Genomic DNA, 17606 nt, shown 5'->3' with positions numbered 1-17606 from the left:
ACCATGCAGGGTGAGTTGTTCGATACCCCGCGCGACGAGGAGGCCGACCGCAGCCGCGCCCTCATGGAAGAAGTCCCGCTCTACCTGCGCGCGGTGATCGCTCGCGGTGGACGTATCCGCGCCGGAGTGGTCGAGAACGTGATCGATGTCCGTGCGTGGGACAAATGGACGCACTGGCTGGCTTCGATCCGCGAACTCGGTTACGAGACACGGGTTATCGCGTTGAACTCCATGCACGCCCAACCCGCCCGCACCCCGGTCGCACCGCAGTCGCGCGACCGGTTGTATGTCGCCTACTGGGACAAGAAGCTCGGCAGGACCCCGGACTGGTCAAAATGGCTGTGCCCACTGGCCTATTGCCCCACCTGCGATCAATGGATCCACGCCCTGCAAGTCTTCAAAACCCCGGGCACCGACATGGGCCGCTACCGCCAGCAATACATCTACCGCTGCCCCCACGTCACCTGCCGCAACGCCATCGTCGAGCCGCCCGCCTACCCCGCCGCGAGTGTGATCGACTGGTCGATACCCGGCCAGCGCATCGGCGATCGTGAACGCCCGCTCGCCGAGAAGACGATGGCCCGCATCCGGGCAGGGTTGCAGCGCTACGCGGTCCCGCTCGCGGTCCCTGCCGGCGGCACCTGGCGCGACGCGGCCAGCCCAGTCACCGCGCCGCTGCCCACCCGTACTACCCGCGACAACGATGCGCTCGCGATTCCAGCCCCGTTCCTTGCGTTGTTGCGCTCCGATCGCGCCCGCACCATCGCGCTGACCGATCCCCTGGCGACCATCGTCGCCGACGGCAGCAACCACGCACTGGTCGTGCCGTGCGAAGGCCGCGAGGGCAAAGAAGCGCAACCGGCCAGCCTGCCGCTGCGCACCCAGACCACCCGCGCCGAAACCGGGCTCGCCTTCCTGCCTTTCATTGCCGAACTCCGGGGCGGGTCCTCCGACGCGCGCCCGGCCACCCACCCATTGGCCACGGTCACCGCCAGCGGCAACCACCACGGCCTGGTCACCCCCGACGCGGTCCCCGAACACGCCCGCGAAGCCCTGCTGCTGCCCTACTACAGCAACGGCTCCGCGCGCCCGATCGTCCAGCCGGTACCCACAGTCTCCACCCGCGACCGATTCGCACTGGTCAATCCCGAGACCCTGACCGAGCTCGACATCGACGACGTGCGCTTCCGCATGTTCGAACCCGACGAGATCGGCCTGGCCATGGCGTTCCGCGGCAGCTACGTCGTGCTGGGCAACAAACGCGAACGCGTCCGCCAATACGGCAACGCCGTGACACCGCCCGTAGCCGAAGTGATCGTCAGCGCGCTCGTCGAAGCAATCACCGGCGAACAGCTCGAACGATGGGCGACCCCACTCGCCGCGTAACCCCCGCACACACAGTGGGTCCCGAGCAGTCCTTACCTGCCCGGGACCACTCCGACTTTACCCGCAGGAGCCCCGATGCCGACCAACAACACCATGCAGTTCGCACGTCTGATCGCCGCGTTGGACGCAGCCGGAGCATTCACCGACGAAGCCATCACTTCGGCGACCGCCTCCATGAACCTGGAATCCGAGGATGTGCTCGAACTCAAAGATCGCGCCGTTCACCTCTGGAACGAAGCGCTCGCACTGGCCGAGACCACCACCGCCGTCGACGAGGTCATCGACATCCCCCACCGGCCTCGGTCCCGAGGCGGCCGTCCTGGCAGCTGATCACGAGGGAACAGGCCGAGAGCTGGGCTGGCAGGTTCCTGTCCGAGGACGAGATGGATCGTCTCGACAATGCGATCCCGACCTCCAGCATCCCCGATGCGATCGCAACGATCGTCGCCAACTTCGAACGCAACGATTAACGGCTCATTCCCCAAGTCCGGTCTCGCAGCCACGCCGCGAGGCGAAATGTGGCGGCGGGGGAGTTCTCGTCGATCGACCTGCCCATAAATCCTGCCGCGAACCGGTGGCGTTGAGGCGGGGAGGGGTTGGGAGGTCGAGCTGGTGTCCGGAGTGCTGGCGATCTGCCCCAAGGGGATCAGGGGCGAGCCGGGTACCCGCCGATGAACCTGTGGAACGGGGTGGGACGAGCCTTCGCTGGCGCTCAGGTCGCCGCAAAAAGCGCGGCGATCCCACCCCGCCCCACAGAACCCCCGCCGGCCCTACGGGCCCGGCACACCCCTGATGGCACAGCCGCAGATCGCCAGCCCTCCAGGCACCACCCCGATCACGGAGTTATCCGGATCGCGGGGTCGGGAGGTGTTGGCGGTCAATCCAATTCCGTTTCTCATTCGAGGAGTGCATTGTCATGGCTGGAGAAATCACGCTCACCGTTGTCGGTAACCTCACCGCCGATCCGGAGCACAAACTGTTGCCCAGCGGCCAGACCGTCGCCAATCTGACCGTCGCGCAGAACTCGCGTGTCTACGATCGCGCCTCCAACGAATGGCGCGACGGGGCCGCGGTGTTCATGCGCTGCTCGGTGTGGGGCGACATGGCAGATCATGTCGCGGCCAGCCTCGCCAAGGGCATGCGGGTGATCGTCACCGGTCGGATGCGTCAGCGCAGCTACGAGGACCGCAACGGCGTCACTCAGTGGATCACGGAGCTGATGGTCGACGACATCGCCGTCTCGTTGCGGTTCACCACCGCCGAGGTCCACGTCCGTGACGCGGGCGAGGACGAGCAGCAGCCGAGCACCCGCCGCGGTGGCCGCGCTCTGGTCGGTGCCGCTGCCGGTGCCGGGGATCAGCCCGACTTCTGACCGCGGATCAGGCAGGGGGTCGCTCACCACCGTGAGCGGCCCCCTGCAGATCTTCCCACTCGACCACCCGTTGGGAGGTGGTTACCGATGACTGTCCCCGAATCCGCTGCTGCCTTGTCCGCGGCCACGGTCGTACCCGCGGTGTGGTGGGCGGTGTTGAGTCTGTCTCGTCAGGTCCGCGAGTTGAGCGTCGCCCGCGACGATCTGCTCGATGCCGCATCCATCCACACGCCCTGTGTGAGCACGAGGAGCGCCTGATAGGCCAGGCCCGCTACTACGACCGAACGCGCGCCGCGCGGCGGTGACCAACCCACGCAGCCGCCCCGCGCGGAACCCCGCTACAGAGGAAGGAAATCCCGCCATGGGTTTGATCTGGATCGCGGCCGTCGCCGCACTCGCCGCGCTGCTGCTGTGGTGGGCCTTTCCCACCCTGGCCCGCATCGCCGGGTTCCTGCTCGCGATCGACTCACTGCTGGCGATCGTGCTCGCACCGGCCCGCTCCATCCCCGGCAAGTTGCCCTGGCTCGCGCTGGGCCTGGCCGTCTGGCTGGCCGGCCATTGGGCCTATGCGTTCAAGCACGGCGCGTGGGCATCACCCATCGCACTGCGCATCTTCGCCCTGCCCGGCCTGCACTGGATGATCCCCCGCGCCACTCTCATCCACTTCGACGACCGCGACTACTACCGGTAACTCCCGTCCGCCGGCCCCAGAGTCCGTATCGGGCTCGGTGCGGGCCGTACCGCCGCCTCGCATCAGTTGACGTAGGCGGCCCGCACCGAGCCCGGTGATCGCACACAACTGCGACTCGTTCATTCCCCGCTCGTGCAGCCGCGCCAATGCCGCACCAGCGGCGGTCTCGGCTTCGCTCGCGATCCGTTCATATCGCGCGTGCGCTGCGGCGATCGCCGCGTCTCGCCGTGCCGCTGCCCGGCTCAGCCGCCCGTACTGCTTACGGAACGCCACCAAGTCCGATTCGTTCGCCTTCACGGATCGAGCTTGTTCGGCGAGCATGCCCGCCATCACCGTGTGCGCCCACTTGCGCGCATTCCCTGTCTCCGCCATCGCGGACCTCCCTTCACGCCCCGCCCGCACAGTCCACTTGCCCGGGCCGTCGCGTGCTGCGGCTATCGATTTATTTCATTCCAGCTTTTCCTTCTCCTTCCACACTCCCATTCCTTCCATTCATTTCTAAATCCCACCCGGAATCCTTCACCATTACTCCCCATATGGGCTTTTATCTCCCCTCCTACACACCTCTTGCATTCACATGCTTACTCGGGAGTAATGTCTTTTTAGAGTTTAAATTCCGCGCTATCTTCGAAGAGGTGATGACGCTTCACCGCTTACACGCCGGAGACGGATACGAGTACCTGACCAGGCAAGTGGCCAGTGGTGATCGTCTGCGCGACCGCACTCGTGACCTCACCGACTATTACCGTGAACACGGCACTCCGCCGGGTGTGTGGATGGGTCGAGGCGCGCACGAACTCGGCCTCTCAGGAAATGTCACCGAAGCGCAAATGCAAGCGTTGTTCGGGGAAGGATTGCACCCGAATGCCGATGCCATCATCGCCTCGGCAATATCCGACGGAAGAACCGCGAAACAAGCCGTCGAGGCCGCGCAAATCGGCCGGATGTTCTACGAATACTCCACAGAACCGTCGCCGATCCGCGACCTCTACGACCGCAAACTCGACGAGTTCACCCTCGCCCAGCGACGCCGCCCGAACTGGGACGAGCGCACCATCCTGCGCACCGACGCCGCCCGCGAACACCTCACACGACTCCTCGGCCATGTTCCCGACCGTGCCGAGATCGACCAGGCCCTCGCGGCGGAGAAGGCTCGCACGCGCAAGGCGGTGGCCGGGTTCGACCTCGTGTTCACCCCGCAGAAATCGGTTTCCATCCTGTGGGGACTCGGCTCGGACGAGGTGCGCCGTGAGATCTGGCAGTGCCACATCGAAGCCGTCCGGGAAGTGCTGGAATACGCCGAATCCCGATACGCGGTAACTCGGCGCGGCGCCAACGGTGTCATGCAGATCGACGCCACCGGGCTCATCATCGCCGCGTTCACCCACTTCGACAATCGCGCCGGGGACATGAATCCCCACACGCACGCGGTCGTTTCGGGACGGGTCCTCGGCTCCGACGGCAAGTGGTCTGCCCTGGACGCACGCGCGTTGTACGCGGCGGCGGTGTCGTTGTCGTGTCGCTACAACGCCACGCTCGTCGGAAAGATGAAGCGGCGCATGGGCTGGCGCTTCGAAGAACGCACTCGCGGTCGCGGCAAGCAGCCTGTGCTCGAAGTCGTCGGCGTCACCGAGGAGATGAACACCGAGTTCTCCCGGCGTGCGGACATCCTCGCCCGCTTCGAGCAACTCGCCGCCGCCTATCGCGACTCCCATGGGCACAATCCCAAACTCGTCACCCAGTACAAACTCGCCCAGCAGGCGACGCTGGAAACCCGCCAGCACAAACCGCTGCCGAAAACGTTGCGGCGCATGATCACCGAATGGGACGCCCGTTTCCGTGCCGTATTCGGCCACCACAGCGGGCAAGAATTCGTCGACCGACTGCGGTGGGAACACAACCACCCCGACGCGCCCCGCCCCTTCGACCCGCAGGAGACCGCGATCGCCGTCGGTGTCGAGCTCGGCGGTGCCGCCGCAGTGTTGGCTGCGTCCCCGCAACACCTCGCCTACGCGATCGACACCCAGCTCAACCGCTGCATTTTCGACTCGTTGCCGGCTCGTGCTGAGGCCCACACCCGGTTGACCGCACGGCTCACACCCGAGCCCGACGCTGCCCTTCTCGATCGGATCGACGAGATCTGTGCCGCGCACCGACGTGCGGTCTACGACCCGACAGCGATCGCGGTCGAGGTCGCCGAGACCGTGGCTCGGCGGCGGGCGACGTGGACCGAAGCCAACATCGCCTCGGCGGTGGAGGAGCGGCTCGGGGTGTGCGATTTCGCCTCCGATGGCGCCCAGCGCGACGCGGTCGACCACGTGATCGCGCTGGTCCGCGACGCCCATTCGATCCAGCTGAGCATCGACCCGGACCCGGTCCCGGCCGCGATGGCGCGCGCGTCCGGAGAGAACATCTTCACCACCACCGGCTCCATCCGCTACACCTCCACCGCGGTCCTCGACGCCGAAACCCGCCTGCTCGACGCCGCCCACACCCCCACCACCGAATCAGTCTCCACTCGCGATGTGGACACGGCGATCACACGAGTCCAAGCCCGCGAATCCCGTCACCTCAACCCCGGCCAGAAAGCGATCGCCCGCTACCTGTGCACCATCGACACACAGTTCGCGGTCGCGGTGGGACCGGCCGGCTCGGGCAAAACCACCGCCATGAAAGCCGTCGCCGAGGCATGGCAGGCGTCCGGGCGCACCGTCATCGCACTCGCGCCATCGGCGTCGGCCGCCCGCGAACTCGGCGCCAGCCTGCACACCCCGGCCCGCACTCTGCACAAACTCCTCGCACAGATCCGCTTCGGCGTGCCCACCGGATTGACGCCTGGGACAATGCTTTTGGTGGACGAGGCCGCCATGGCGGCCACCTTCGACCTCGACGCACTCCGGCAGGTAGCCGCCACCCACGGCGCGATCATCCGCGGCGTCGGCGACCCCGAACAACTCTCCGCCGTCGAATCCGGCGGCATCATCCGCACCATCGCCCGAGCTACCCGCGCACCACAGCTGACCGAGCTCGTGCGCTTCGACGACCCGGCAGAAGCCGAAGCCACCCTCGCCGTCCGCGCCGGAAAAGTGAAGGATGCGTGGGAGTTCTACCAGGACCACGGCCGCATCACCCACGGCATGAGCGATCAACTTCGCGACGCGATCCTCACCGCTCATCTGGCCGATGCCGACGCCGGAATCTCCTCAGTCATGATCGCGGCCACCCTCAAAGACGTCTCCGCGCTCAACGCCGCCACCCAGGCCGCCCACATCAGTACAGGACGGGTCCGCACCGATTTCGGTCGGATTCTGTTGTCCGACGGGCATTCCGGATTCCCCGGCGACATCGTCGTCACTCGCGCCAACAACCCGCTCCTGAAGATCATCGGCGGACAGCGGGAAGGTAGCCAGGTGAACAACGGCGATCTGTGGCGCGTCCGCCGCGTCCACACCGATGGCTCGATCACCGTCACCGGCACCAACCACCGCGGTTGTGTGCTGCTGCCGCCGGACTACCTCGGCGAACACGTCGAGCTCGGCTACGCCACTACCGTCCATCGCGCTCAGGGCATCACCGTCCGACGCGCCTATCTGCTGCTCAACGACGTCCTCGGCCGAGCCCTGGCCTATGTCGGGTTGACCCGTGGATCGGAACTCAATCGCCTCTATGTGGCCACCGACGCCCTCGTCGACATCTCCGGCGACCAGCAACCCGACGACCCGCAAGAACCGCTCCGCTGCTTCGCCCGCGTGCTGGCCCGCGAGGACGACAACCGCTCCGCCATCGACATCATGCGCGCCGAGCAAGCCGCCGCCGACCGCCGCATCCACGCCAGCTACCACCACGCCTACCAGCTTCTCGCCGACGCCCGCGCCGAGTATCTGCTCACCCGCGCGTTGCCGGTCATGTTCTTCCACGACGCGAAACAGTCACCGACCTACCAGGATCTGCTCGACACGATCGCTCTCGCCGACGCCCACCGCCTCGACACCGCAGAGCTGGTTGCCAGTATCGCCACCAACAACTACGAGGACCTCGGCGAATCCCTGGTCACTGCCCACGACACCGCCGCAGTCCTGCGCGGCCGCGCCGACCGCTGGATCCAACAACGCCTCGCGCCCATCCCCAACCCGATCACCGTCGCGCCCCTCGAAACCCTCACCACCACACACGGCCATGCCCTCACCGACACCATTGATCGCCTCAACACTCTTCCCGTCCTCACCACGCCCGCCGCACAACGGTTCCGCGCCTTGCGTGACGCCCCGTACCCAGGCCCCTACCTTCCGGTACCCACCCCGTGGTCTGGTGTGGACACCGAACTTGTCGACTACGCCCGCGAACTGCGACGACGACTCCTCGGCCCCACCGCCGACACCACCCTGCCCGACACCGAGAATCGTCAGAAGCTGCCGCCAGTCGCGGCCCGCAATCTCCCGGACCCCAAAGAAAGTCAACGGCTCCACCACCCCACCACCGTTCTCGGCCAAGCCGAAACCCTTACCGCTACCGATAGTTACGACTCAACCGCGTTCATCACGCGGATCAACGCCATCGAGACCCTCACCACCGAGCCAGAGCTTGTACAAGAAGCCGACGCCCGCAGTCAGCCCACGCCGGTCAGCGCCGAGCGTCTGGCCCGTATGCACGCTGACTACCACACCTACGTCAAACAACTCGCCGACACCCACACAGAGCGCACGCTCTACCGCGCGATGCCGGCGGTCCTGTACCGATTAGCCGCCAACTCCCGACACTGGAATGCCCTGCTGGACACCATCGCCCTCGCCGCCGCCCACCGCCTCGACACCACTGCCTTGATCGCCGCGATCGCTACCGACAACGGCAACGACCTAGGCGCCTCGCTCCTGCTCGTCCCCGACACAGCACGAGAACTCCGCGACCGCGCAGATATCTGGATCCTCGACCACCTCCCAGACCCACAACCCACACCGAAAACCCGCCGTTTCCGCCTCGCCGACACCGCACACGACCACCACTACACCGGCGCCTGGATCCTCGACCACACCCCCAACCCCGAACCCCAGAACCGGGAGTTTCGCGCGCTGATCGACCTGCCCTACACCGCCCAGTTCCGGCCGATACCCAATTACCCCGGCCGCGACGACAATCTGGCCGACTTCGCCCGCGAACTCCGCACTCGAATCACAGAGGCCCAGTCGCGCCACCGCAGCGCTATCTCGGGATCTGCAACGTCCCCACCCGCACCCCCAACCACCCCCGCGCCGCGTTCACCGGCTCCCCGAAAGACCGCCGTGTCGGCGCGCCGTCGCATCCAACCTGCCAGTGCTGCCCGGCGACCACGTCGTCGCGGTATGTGATTGCCGCAGGTCGCGAATGAGTTCCCCCATTGAAGTTTGCAGGAAAGTTGCCGCACTAGGGTTTGAGGTGAAGTTCCTGCGACTATGCAAGGAGGCACCGTGGCAGAACCGGTCGGAGGCCGCACTTGGCGCGAATTCCTCGATCTCCTTCTCGAGCAACATCGCCGCAGGGCGCGCCTCAATCCTGAGCGGTATCCGCTGACCCTGCCGAATCCTGGCGCTACCGAGCAGCAGCTTCGAGATGCCGAGGACCGGCTCGGTTTCCGATTGGACCCGCAGTATCGCGAATTCCTGTCCATCGCCGACGGCTGGAACCGGTACGACCTCTGCACCGATCTCCTCGGAACCGGTGACCTCGGTATCGGGCCGCGCTGGGACGAAGCTGTCGAATCGCTGCACTGGTTCGTCGATGACATCGGACCCGACACCGCACGACGACTCGGCATCCCCGACGACTACGCCAGCAGCTACCTGCCGATCGCCGACCGTCTGTGCCTGCTTCTCCGCGACACCGCCCAAGGCCCAGCGGGATCGATCTTCTCCCTCTACGTCGACTTCGGCGGCGGCATCTGGGGCGACCTGCACTCCTACCTGATGGCAGAGCTCCGGTTCATCGTCCGACTGACCGACGAGGCAGTGCTCGGCCCCCACTCGGAGACCTGGGACCGCGACATCCGCATCGATCCACCCACCCTCACCGACATCATCGCCAAACTCGTCGACCTGAGCGTCCACGCCTACCCCGACCAGCCCGTACAGCCCAACCGCGGCGCGGACCCGGCGCGTCTGGACGCACTCGACCGCGACCTCGCCGGAGCCCTACATCCCGAGCATCGGGAACTGCTGTCGATCACCGACGGCCTCTCCACCCCGGAACCGATGCTCGGCCGCGTGCTCGCCGTCGACGACCTCGGTGACGGCACCCATTGGCACAACGCCCTCACCCACGCCCAGCACATCGAAGACGACTACTTCGGCGGCCTCGCCGGCGAAGCGACCCGCACAGGTGGGCATCGACCACCGCCGAAACCTCCGGTGCGCGAACGCATTCTTCGCGTCCCCGCCGTCCCGTTCTCCGTACACGAGGGACGCGTCTACGGAATCGACACCGGTACCGGCATGGTGCGCGAACTGCTCGACGACGCCTTCATCCCCGGAGCCTTCCCCGGCTATGCCATCTCCTACGGCACCGTCCGCGAACACCTACTCACCGTTTGCGATCGCCTTCGGGGCTTGGGCATCGCCAATCGCCCATCGAACACCGAACGGGACGCATGATCTGGGAACAGTCACCGCTGATATCGCCGACGGCACGGATGTGGTGCTGACTCAGGATCAGCAGCGCGGTCTCGACGTCAGAGTGACCGTTTGCTGGAGGACGCGCCCCGCTAAAGTCTTCCGCCCAGCTTCATGGCCACCAGCGCGAGTAGAGCCATCAACCGCTCAGTGAGGTAGTCGCTGTCTGCGGATGCGGCCTCAGCGAACAGTTTTCGTGCGGCATCCATATCGCCGTTCGCGCGGGCGGCCACCATCCGCAACGCCCACAACTGGTCCGGGCTGGCACCGGCGACGAACACCGGCACATACGTTGGTGTCGGCGGGCGACCGACCGTGGTGAAGAGAGTGTCGATCCACATCAGCGGCGCACCGATCAGCGCGGTGCCAACATCGTCGACGTTGATCATCCGCACAATATGGCGCGCCGCTTGCACGTGGTCGCCTGCGATCGCCTCACCTAGCGCCGCCCGCGCGCAGGGCAGCCAGGCCGGCTCCGCATCGGTCATAGCCGAGAAGTACACCACCACGAACACTCGCGACGACGGGCCAGGATGAAACAGCCGTCATTACGCGTGTCCGGTCCTGGCCGCTGGGAACGACGCCCAGCCGCCACAACTGGGCATAATGCGCGCCCCAACCTTGGATATTGTCGACCACTCCACGCCGAGCCCATTCGCTGACCCTGAGTCCGACAGCTTTCGCTGTCGCTCTGGCACACTGTGGCCCGTGAGTCCTCGAAAGACGTGGCTGGACGGCAGAGTTGACGTTTTCCTGGACGAGTCCCGCCACCTCGGCCTCACCTGCTCGCGCGACCCCGTCAGGCACGAGATCGAGATGCGTGTCAGCGCTGTCGCCGCGACCCTGAGGGTCAGCGAGGCCACAGCCCAGCGCGAGTTCGACGACCACACGATCCGCGAGATGGCACGCCGGATGTCGACTGTTCTCGAAGCGGAGAAGCCGGGTTCCGATCTATTGACCCTGCCGCCAACCCATACGGTGCCGACCGCCATCGCCGGGCGCACCAGTGCCGGCCTGGCGATCGTCGCTGAACTCGCGGCCACGGCAGACCTGCCCAATCTCGACGAGAACGCTGCGGACACCATGCACCAAGCGATCGCACTGATCTGCACCTGGGGAATCATGACCGAGCGCTCCAGCAGCCTCCCCGGAATGGTCGCTGTGCCGGAGGCACTCATCCATCGCACGATCCGTGAACTCGCCAGGGGCATCCATCGCCTCGATAGCGGCACTGTTCCTTATGATGGCGGCGACCCCGACGAACTTCGAGCGGCGCTGGAGGACAACATACGTCAGCTCCGAAACGAGGTGTAATCCAGCCGATTCCAGCAGGGATTCACGCTTCAACGACGATGTCGTACACGCGGTCCGGACCCGGTACCCACTGCGGATGCTCAGTGCTGAGTCTGGCTGCCACGTTCCCACCAGTCGATCGCTTCACCCCGACACTTATGCGTTCGATCAGCGCCGCAGTCGATTCCACCTACGGGCCAGACTGATCACAAAACACCCAAAGCCGCTGCACGGCACGGTGATACCAGTAAATCACCTCGACGCCGGAGGCGTCCATCTCCCGGGGCGGCACGTACAGCATCCACAACATCCCGGACCCGTGTGAACTGCGGATTTCTGCTGAAATGGAGGTTGCGCGACGGACACACCACCGGTCCGGCGACTATTGAGGTTTCCAGAGTGGCGGCCTGCACACTCTGAGCCAACCATCACTTGATCGCGGTCGCGGGTCGACATCAGGCTGACTGGATTGTCGGCGCAGAGGACCTTGTGGCGCGTGGCACCCACAACGCGCACTGCACCCTGCCAGGCCGCACCACCGATGACGATCGCTAACATCGGGGGCCGCAACGGCATTCGGCCTGACGGAGATGCCTAACCGCTATGGGGGGTGGGCGCCTCGTTCCCCTCCAACAGTTCGATCCATCACTCGCACACCTGGTGTACTCGCGCAACTTCTCCGTCAAACAAGTAGTAGTGCCACAAGCCAGCGCGCGTAACCGGATTTACGAACCATAGCGTTGCGCTACGTCCTCACTCATGTTGAATGAGGAATGTTTCATAGCTGTCGATAATGAATTCGGATGGATCCTCTCCGCGTTCCTTCATGTCGATCATCTCTAATAAGTGGCTAGTTGTCAGAAACAATATCACCTTACCTTCGTCAGAAAATACAATGTTTCGACGTCTCAATGCGGCATCGGAAGGCAATTTATTGCAGCAAACGATGGCCAATCTTCCCATTGCAGTCTTCATGTAATTTCGAGTCTGGTCGACTTCGTCTTTTCCGATTTCGATTCGGTCGTAGTTCTTGAACTCCACTAGGATGAGTCTTGCTTTTAGCTCCTGGTAGAGAAGGCCCCATGGACTCCTTGAATCTGTTATCCGGTTCGGAAAAATGGCGTCGCGACGATCTATTCCTGACAGGGTTTTGGCTTGGACCTGCGGGCGCGAGAGCGGGGGGACCAGCAGATACGTCAACGCCTGTACTCCAACATTTTCATACTCCTGCCACCCCAGCCTCCCCGCAGGGCATGTGGTGAGACGTCGACGGATCCCGGGTACGTCGATTCGAGCCCCTCCCAGAATGGTCACCGACCAACCTCGCTCGCTGGGAAATATTTCGCCACGAGGTCAGGCTCGTTCAGCAGCAAGTTCTTGATTCGCAAGCCATCGAATACGCGCAGTTTCGCATGCTGACTATTGGCATCAACAAGGCTGGCCATTGCCAGGCTCGTCAATTGAAAATTGGTAACTAGCAGTATATGTGCGGCCGTATTGCGTGCACTATCTGCGGCCATCCAGAGGTCTCGAACCGAGATTCGGTCGCTCTGTCCGTACTTCACCTGAATGACGTACTCGGTTGGATCGGAGAGCCCGAGGCGATCGTGATAGACGCCACGGAAGTCGATTCCTGTGTCGAAGTATTCAGGCTGCTTTTTCAGCGAAAACCCTATTCGCAACAGCAACTCGCCTATTAGGTTAGAGAATTCCGTTGGTCGAAGGTCAGGCAGGTCGACGATATCAACCCATTTCAAGGTGTTGACCACCCCATCAAGGCTGTCGGTCGCGTCGACCACGGCGTGACCAGAGAGCGATTGAGGTATAGCGCATGGCTTGAGAATTGCAAATAATAGAGTGGTACCACGGCGCGCAAAGAGTCTGTCCAAATCACCCTGCAGGCGCGGGTCATCGACACTGTTCGGCGACAGGCAATATATGACAATGTCGCCCTTCCGCATCTCGAACTGAACCTCGGCAACAGGATCATCCACGCTAGCCGTGCTAGCAAAGTAGATTCTAGAATCGAAGCCCGAATTGAGCACTTCGGAGTGGAGTTGAGAACCCTCCGGCCGGTCCTCGTCTGCGCAGACAATGAAGATTCTTCCGTCGGTGACCGGGGCTTTCTTACCCCAGCCGAACGACGGCAGGGCTCGGATAGATCGGTGATCGACGACGACGCTTTCTGCCAGTGCTTGATCGAATGTGTACTCGAATTCTCGATCCTCTATCGAAGCACCAGACGATGTAGCGAATCGCACGATGACTACATCGGTCATGTTATCCAAGAATCCGGCGACGCGATCGTATCCAGCGAATTCATCACCGCTCCATTCATCTACGACGACGAGATCGAACATGTCACCCGAATCCAGCGTCCTTGAGTCGAAATCACGGCTCTCGTTCGATTGGCCATCTGCGATAGATCGATTCAATTCGAAAAGCGACGAGACACAGAGCAATTCAGAGGTTCGATCCTCCTCATGAATCGAAGCAGTCGAGGCAAGTCCCTCAGCTCCGGAAAGTATCCGACACCTACTCAGGTAGTTGCTATTCCCTGGCCCGGTGAACCGCCGTGCCACATCGACGGCTTGGAGCGCCATTGCTCTGGCGCGAGCGAGATACAAGACTCGATTGGCTACTCCGGATTCCCCGAGTCGGTCGATCAGCCGAAATGCTGTTCTGGCCTTTCCCGTGCCTGGTGGCATGTACACCGTCAAGGTGCGAGTTCCCGAGGCTATCGCATGCTCGACCCGGGCAATCAGCTGAGCCTGGTGCGGCCTTAGGTCATGTTGGACTGGCAACGCTTTCAACCGGTCGAGCGCATCACTATCCCGAACCACCTTGCTTCCCTTCATGCGAACTGTTCACCCGCAGTGGTCTCATGAGCTCCCCGTGCGGGAACCCGTGGTCCCTGCTTGAGTTTCGCAGATGCCGGGCACAGTACGCCGAACCACCGACAGCTCCAACAAGCTGATCGGGCTGTGCCAAGGGAAGCCGGCACCACAAGCGTTACGCCCGGCTCGTCGCCACGCCCGGAAGGTCGTCTCGAATCGGACTGCACGAGAACGGGTTCGAGGGCACCTGCTAAGTCCATACTCGAAGATGACGGATGCGGGGCCTGCTTGACTGGAGATAAGCGTGTTACCAATCCCCGTTGCACATCGTTGTCGGTCTCGCGATCGGTGGTGCTGGTGTTGCGATCGTCTCGCCACCGCCGGATGAGAGGAGGAGGCCAAGATGACGGATGTCGTTCTTCATACATGGCACTTCGCAGGGACCTGCCGGTTGGGATCTGTTGACGGCGCGACTGGCCGCGACGGGTCATCGGACACATGCGGATGAGTTGGACAGCAGTGACGAGTTGACCTGCGAGGACTATGCATACGCGGTAGCTGGGCAGATCGACCTGCAAGGCTCGCCGGTGGTGGTCGCGCACTCGGGGGGGCAGGGCTGCTCCTCCCCGCCACCGCGCGAGCGCTCGGCGCGAAACATCAAGTGTGGCTCGACTCAATGGTGCCCGATGGACGTTGCTCGCTGCTCAGTGAGTTGCGGGAGGTGGCGACCGAGATCGTCAATCCCGAATGGCTCGGCGTGGATCCAATCGACGACCACCAGGCCGCTGTCCGGTTCCTGTTTCACGACTGTCCGCCCTCGACCCAGTCGTGGGCGCTGACGACACTGCGGCGCTTCATCCCCAATTACGCCTACGCCCACCCGATTTCGCTGGTCGAGGAGATCCCATCGACGTACGTCGCCTGCTCACTGGATCGCACACTCAAACCATGGTGGTGTGCTGATGTCGCGGCGCGCCGCCTGGGAGTGCATGCGGCAGTCCTGGACACGGGCCACTGCCCACACGTGAGCGATCCGGACGGCGTCGCGCGCATTCTCACGGCGGTGATGGGAGCACCGCGGAGATAGCGCAGGCGGTGCGATCATCTACATTCCCAGTTCCAGCCCGCAGAAGACGCCTGCAGCAGGGCCGTTCGCCCCGTCGTCGACCCTTGCGCATGATCACGGTGCTGGTTGCAGGTGCCGCTGCCGGCGCTTCGGAGCCGACGTTGTCCTTAGAGCCATGGATCCCCCTCATCCGCCCTGCGACCTACACGAACCGAACGGCCCGAGCCCACCCAGCACGGTGTTTGATCCGAAAGTAGTTGCGGGCGTTGCACTTCGCTGCGCGCTTCTCAGCAGAGCACAGCTGGAGATAGAGCGGTTGATCCGATGAGCACGACCGACATATGTTTCAGCGCGATGTTGTCGAATTATGCCATCTCATCGATCGCTGCGAGCAATTCGTCCGCCGAAGCAGACTTAAGCGGATTGTTACGCTACTCGGGCTTGAAAGAGGCCGGACTATCCGGTCTAGATGACGAGAATAGTTGCAGTGCACAATCTCCCGTGTGGGCACCGAGCGTGCGGTGATGATCGCTTCGCCTGTCCTTCCGGCTGCCGGATGTTGCCAAGGCATCGGCCAGTTAGCGGCCTTGCCGAGCCGGTCAACCGGACTATAGTGTGCTCGATCTGCCTGATCAGCTCCCCGCCCGGGTCTCTTAATAGGTCGTGACCAGCTCGCGAGCTGCCCGACGCCGGGCCTTCGCCTCCACCCCGATAGCGCTACCCGGCGACGTTCACCTCGAGACGAACCCGCCGTCGCTCTCTATGTCCCCGAACCTTGCAGGCTGCCGCAATGCCCATTTCGCCGAGGGGGCGCTTGCCCAGCCACGCCGCGTGGTGTTCACGAGTGTCGACTTCCTACCGTCTGCCCGAATTCGCCGACTCCCCAATGACACTCGTCCTACACTGCGGGACATGGAGGGCGACGAGGGCGACCCACGTGGCAGCGTCTGCAAGACCAGTTGGCGTGGTACCGGGGCAAGAGTTCGGTCGCGCAACAGATGTACAAGCGAGTGAAGTTCGGGCAGATCGTGGTCGGCGGGATGGTTCCGGTGCTGGCCGTTGTCCCGGGATGGAACTGGCTTACCGCCATTGTCGCCGCAACGGTGGTGATCGCGGAGGGCGCGCAGCAGTTGTTCCAGTGGCAGAACAATTGGCTCGGGTATCGATCGATCGCGGAAGCGCTCAAGGGCGAAAAGTATCTGTATCTCGCCCACGCCGGGAACTACCGTGACGGCGACCGGCGAACCGTACTCGCCGAGCGGCTGGAACAGCTTCTCTCACAACAGAATCTGCGGTGGATCGACGAGCACGAATCGCAACGATCCGTCCCGCCTCCGACAACGCCGTAGCAACCGGTCCTTCGCTCCAACTGACCTGATCGCGCGGCGTTCGGCGATAAGGTCTAGGTCATGCACGTTCTGGTACCGCATGCCGACGCCGCCCAGCACATGGGAGGCGTGCCTGAGGGTGTGGAGCTGATCTTCTGGCCCGGTACGGAGGAACTTCCTGCCGGGTTCGAGCGTGCCGAGGTGTTCGTTCCCCCATGGTGGGCGAAACAGCGGGCTGCGCGCGAGATGGCGCGGATGCCGAAGTTGCAGTTGGTTCAGACCCTCGGTGCCGGGTACGACTGGATCATTGGGGGGCTTCCGCCGGGGGTGTTGTTGGCGAACGCGTCGGGTGTCAATGCACGGCCGGTGGCGGAATGGGTGCTCGGGGGCATTTTGAACACCGTTCGCGGCTTCCCTGGGTTTTATCGCGATCAACTCGAGGCGCGCTGGGACCAGCGGATGGCAGGAGAACTGGGTGGCAGCAGGGCTGTCGTTCTCGGGTACGGGCAGGTCGGACAGCGTGTGGCGGCGCTGCTGCGGGCTTTCGATGTCGACGTCGCGGTCGTGGCAAGTGCGAGTCGGCCTGGCGTTTTCGGGCCGGCGGATGTCGTGGACTTGCTGCGTGCCGCCGATATCGTTGTGGTGGCGGTGCCGCTGAATACGGAGACCACCGCGATGGTCGACGAGCGTTTTCTTGCGCGGATGCGTGACGGGAGCATCCTGGTGAATGTCGCCCGCGGTGCGGTGGTCGACACCGATGCGCTTGTCGCGGAGCTGAAAGTGGATCGGATTCGCGCTGTGCTCGATGTGACCGATCCGGAGCCGCTGCCGACTGATCATGAGCTGTGGCGTATGCCTGGGGTGATCATCACCCCTCACGTCGCCTCGGTGGTGCCGTCGTTTCTGCCGAGCTCGTATCGGCGTATCCGCGCGCAACTGGTCAGAATGCTGAACGGGGACGAGCCGGAGAATGTCGTGGCCCGATAAGCGGGTAC

Annotated in this window: 14 protein-coding genes; 11 read left to right on the top strand and 3 right to left on the bottom strand. The window is 63.9% G+C overall.

Translation table 11 applies throughout. The features are described 5' to 3' along the window. Positions 1 to 3: 3 nt before the first annotated feature. From NU1_RS15140 to NU1_RS15115, 7 genes are all read left to right on the top strand, one after another. Positions 4 to 1386: a DNA cytosine methyltransferase gene (locus NU1_RS15140; RefSeq protein WP_245720135.1), complete on the top strand. Its 1383-nt coding sequence runs from the start codon at positions 4 to 6 to the stop codon at positions 1384 to 1386. 75 nt (positions 1387 to 1461) lie between these two features. Then, complete coding sequence (locus tag NU1_RS15135) at positions 1462 to 1716, top strand: hypothetical protein (protein ID WP_067521876.1); 255 nt, start codon at positions 1462 to 1464, stop codon at positions 1714 to 1716. A 586-nt stretch (positions 1717 to 2302) separates the two neighbouring features. Then, a complete protein-coding gene (gene ssb, locus NU1_RS15130) occupies positions 2303 to 2758 on the top strand; it encodes a single-stranded DNA-binding protein (protein WP_067521874.1) in 456 nt (151 codons plus the stop codon). A gap of 87 nt (positions 2759 to 2845) precedes the next feature. Next, entirely contained in the window at positions 2846 to 3016 is a 171-nt protein-coding gene (locus NU1_RS41435) for a hypothetical protein (protein ID WP_157552294.1), read from the top strand. Between the two features lie 103 nt (positions 3017 to 3119). Further along, the gene (locus tag NU1_RS15125) at positions 3120 to 3449 is read left to right on the top strand and encodes a hypothetical protein (protein ID WP_067521872.1); all 330 of its coding nucleotides are present in this window, start codon (positions 3120 to 3122) and stop codon (positions 3447 to 3449) included. Positions 3450 to 3985: 536 nt separating this feature from the next. Further along, entirely contained in the window at positions 3986 to 8791 is a 4806-nt protein-coding gene (gene mobF / locus NU1_RS15120) for a MobF family relaxase (RefSeq protein ID WP_169815064.1), read from the top strand. Between the two features lie 99 nt (positions 8792 to 8890). Then, a complete protein-coding gene (locus tag NU1_RS15115) occupies positions 8891 to 10069 on the top strand; it encodes an SMI1/KNR4 family protein (RefSeq protein WP_169815063.1) in 1179 nt (392 codons plus the stop codon). A 110-nt stretch (positions 10070 to 10179) separates the two neighbouring features. Here NU1_RS15115 and NU1_RS15110 read toward each other — a convergent pair whose 3' ends face one another. Then, entirely contained in the window at positions 10180 to 10575 is a 396-nt protein-coding gene (locus NU1_RS15110) for a hypothetical protein (protein WP_157552292.1), read from the bottom strand. A 133-nt stretch (positions 10576 to 10708) separates the two neighbouring features. Between NU1_RS15110 and NU1_RS15105 the strand changes: the two genes are divergently transcribed. Further along, on the top strand, positions 10709 to 11401 hold the full coding sequence (locus NU1_RS15105) for a hypothetical protein (RefSeq protein WP_157552290.1): 693 nt from the start codon (positions 10709 to 10711) through the stop codon (positions 11399 to 11401). 732 nt (positions 11402 to 12133) lie between these two features. On the opposite strand, the gene NU1_RS40320 is transcribed toward NU1_RS15105, so the two are convergent. Continuing rightward, complete coding sequence (locus tag NU1_RS40320) at positions 12134 to 12694, bottom strand: hypothetical protein (protein ID WP_212761966.1); 561 nt, start codon at positions 12692 to 12694, stop codon at positions 12134 to 12136. Beyond that, on the bottom strand, positions 12691 to 14238 hold the full coding sequence (locus NU1_RS40315; RefSeq protein ID WP_084521434.1) for a DEAD/DEAH box helicase family protein: 1548 nt from the start codon (positions 14236 to 14238) through the stop codon (positions 12691 to 12693). Before NU1_RS40315 ends, NU1_RS40320 begins: the two co-directional genes overlap by 4 nt. Positions 14239 to 14749: 511 nt before the next feature. Between NU1_RS40315 and NU1_RS15090 the strand changes: the two genes are divergently transcribed. From NU1_RS15090 to NU1_RS15080, 3 genes are all read left to right on the top strand, one after another. Continuing rightward, positions 14750 to 15304: an alpha/beta fold hydrolase gene (locus NU1_RS15090; protein WP_212761984.1), complete on the top strand. Its 555-nt coding sequence runs from the start codon at positions 14750 to 14752 to the stop codon at positions 15302 to 15304. Between the two features lie 926 nt (positions 15305 to 16230). Continuing rightward, the gene (locus NU1_RS15085; protein ID WP_067521859.1) at positions 16231 to 16632 is read left to right on the top strand and encodes a DUF4231 domain-containing protein; all 402 of its coding nucleotides are present in this window, start codon (positions 16231 to 16233) and stop codon (positions 16630 to 16632) included. A gap of 60 nt (positions 16633 to 16692) precedes the next feature. Beyond that, positions 16693 to 17598: a 2-hydroxyacid dehydrogenase gene (locus NU1_RS15080; RefSeq protein WP_067521857.1), complete on the top strand. Its 906-nt coding sequence runs from the start codon at positions 16693 to 16695 to the stop codon at positions 17596 to 17598. Positions 17599 to 17606 lie beyond the last annotated feature (8 nt).

It is taken from the genome of Nocardia uniformis NBRC 13702 (genome assembly GCF_001613345.1).
In the GTDB taxonomy this organism is placed as follows: Bacteria; Actinomycetota; Actinomycetes; order Mycobacteriales; family Mycobacteriaceae; genus Nocardia; species Nocardia uniformis.
The sequence above is the reverse complement of the archived record's forward strand: the minus strand, read 5'-3'. Positions and strand labels throughout refer to the sequence as shown.

Excerpts from the sequence above, each read along its gene's own strand:
- ssb (WP_067521874.1), top strand. The coding sequence starts at position 2,303 with ATGGCTGGAGAAATCACGCTCACCGTTGTCGGTAACCTCACCGCCGAT.
- NU1_RS41435 (WP_157552294.1), top strand. The coding sequence starts at position 2,846 with ATGACTGTCCCCGAATCCGCTGCTGCCTTGTCCGCGGCCACGGTCGTA.
- NU1_RS15080 (WP_067521857.1), top strand. The coding sequence starts at position 16,693 with ATGCACGTTCTGGTACCGCATGCCGACGCCGCCCAGCACATGGGAGGC.
- NU1_RS15110 (WP_157552292.1), bottom strand. The coding sequence starts at position 10,575 with ATGACCGATGCGGAGCCGGCCTGGCTGCCCTGCGCGCGGGCGGCGCTA.
- NU1_RS15140 (WP_245720135.1), top strand. The coding sequence starts at position 4 with ATGCAGGGTGAGTTGTTCGATACCCCGCGCGACGAGGAGGCCGACCGC.
- NU1_RS15125 (WP_067521872.1), top strand. The coding sequence starts at position 3,120 with ATGGGTTTGATCTGGATCGCGGCCGTCGCCGCACTCGCCGCGCTGCTG.
- NU1_RS40315 (WP_084521434.1), bottom strand. The coding sequence starts at position 14,238 with ATGAAGGGAAGCAAGGTGGTTCGGGATAGTGATGCGCTCGACCGGTTG.
- NU1_RS15135 (WP_067521876.1), top strand. The coding sequence starts at position 1,462 with ATGCCGACCAACAACACCATGCAGTTCGCACGTCTGATCGCCGCGTTG.
- mobF (WP_169815064.1), top strand. The coding sequence starts at position 3,986 with ATGGGCTTTTATCTCCCCTCCTACACACCTCTTGCATTCACATGCTTA.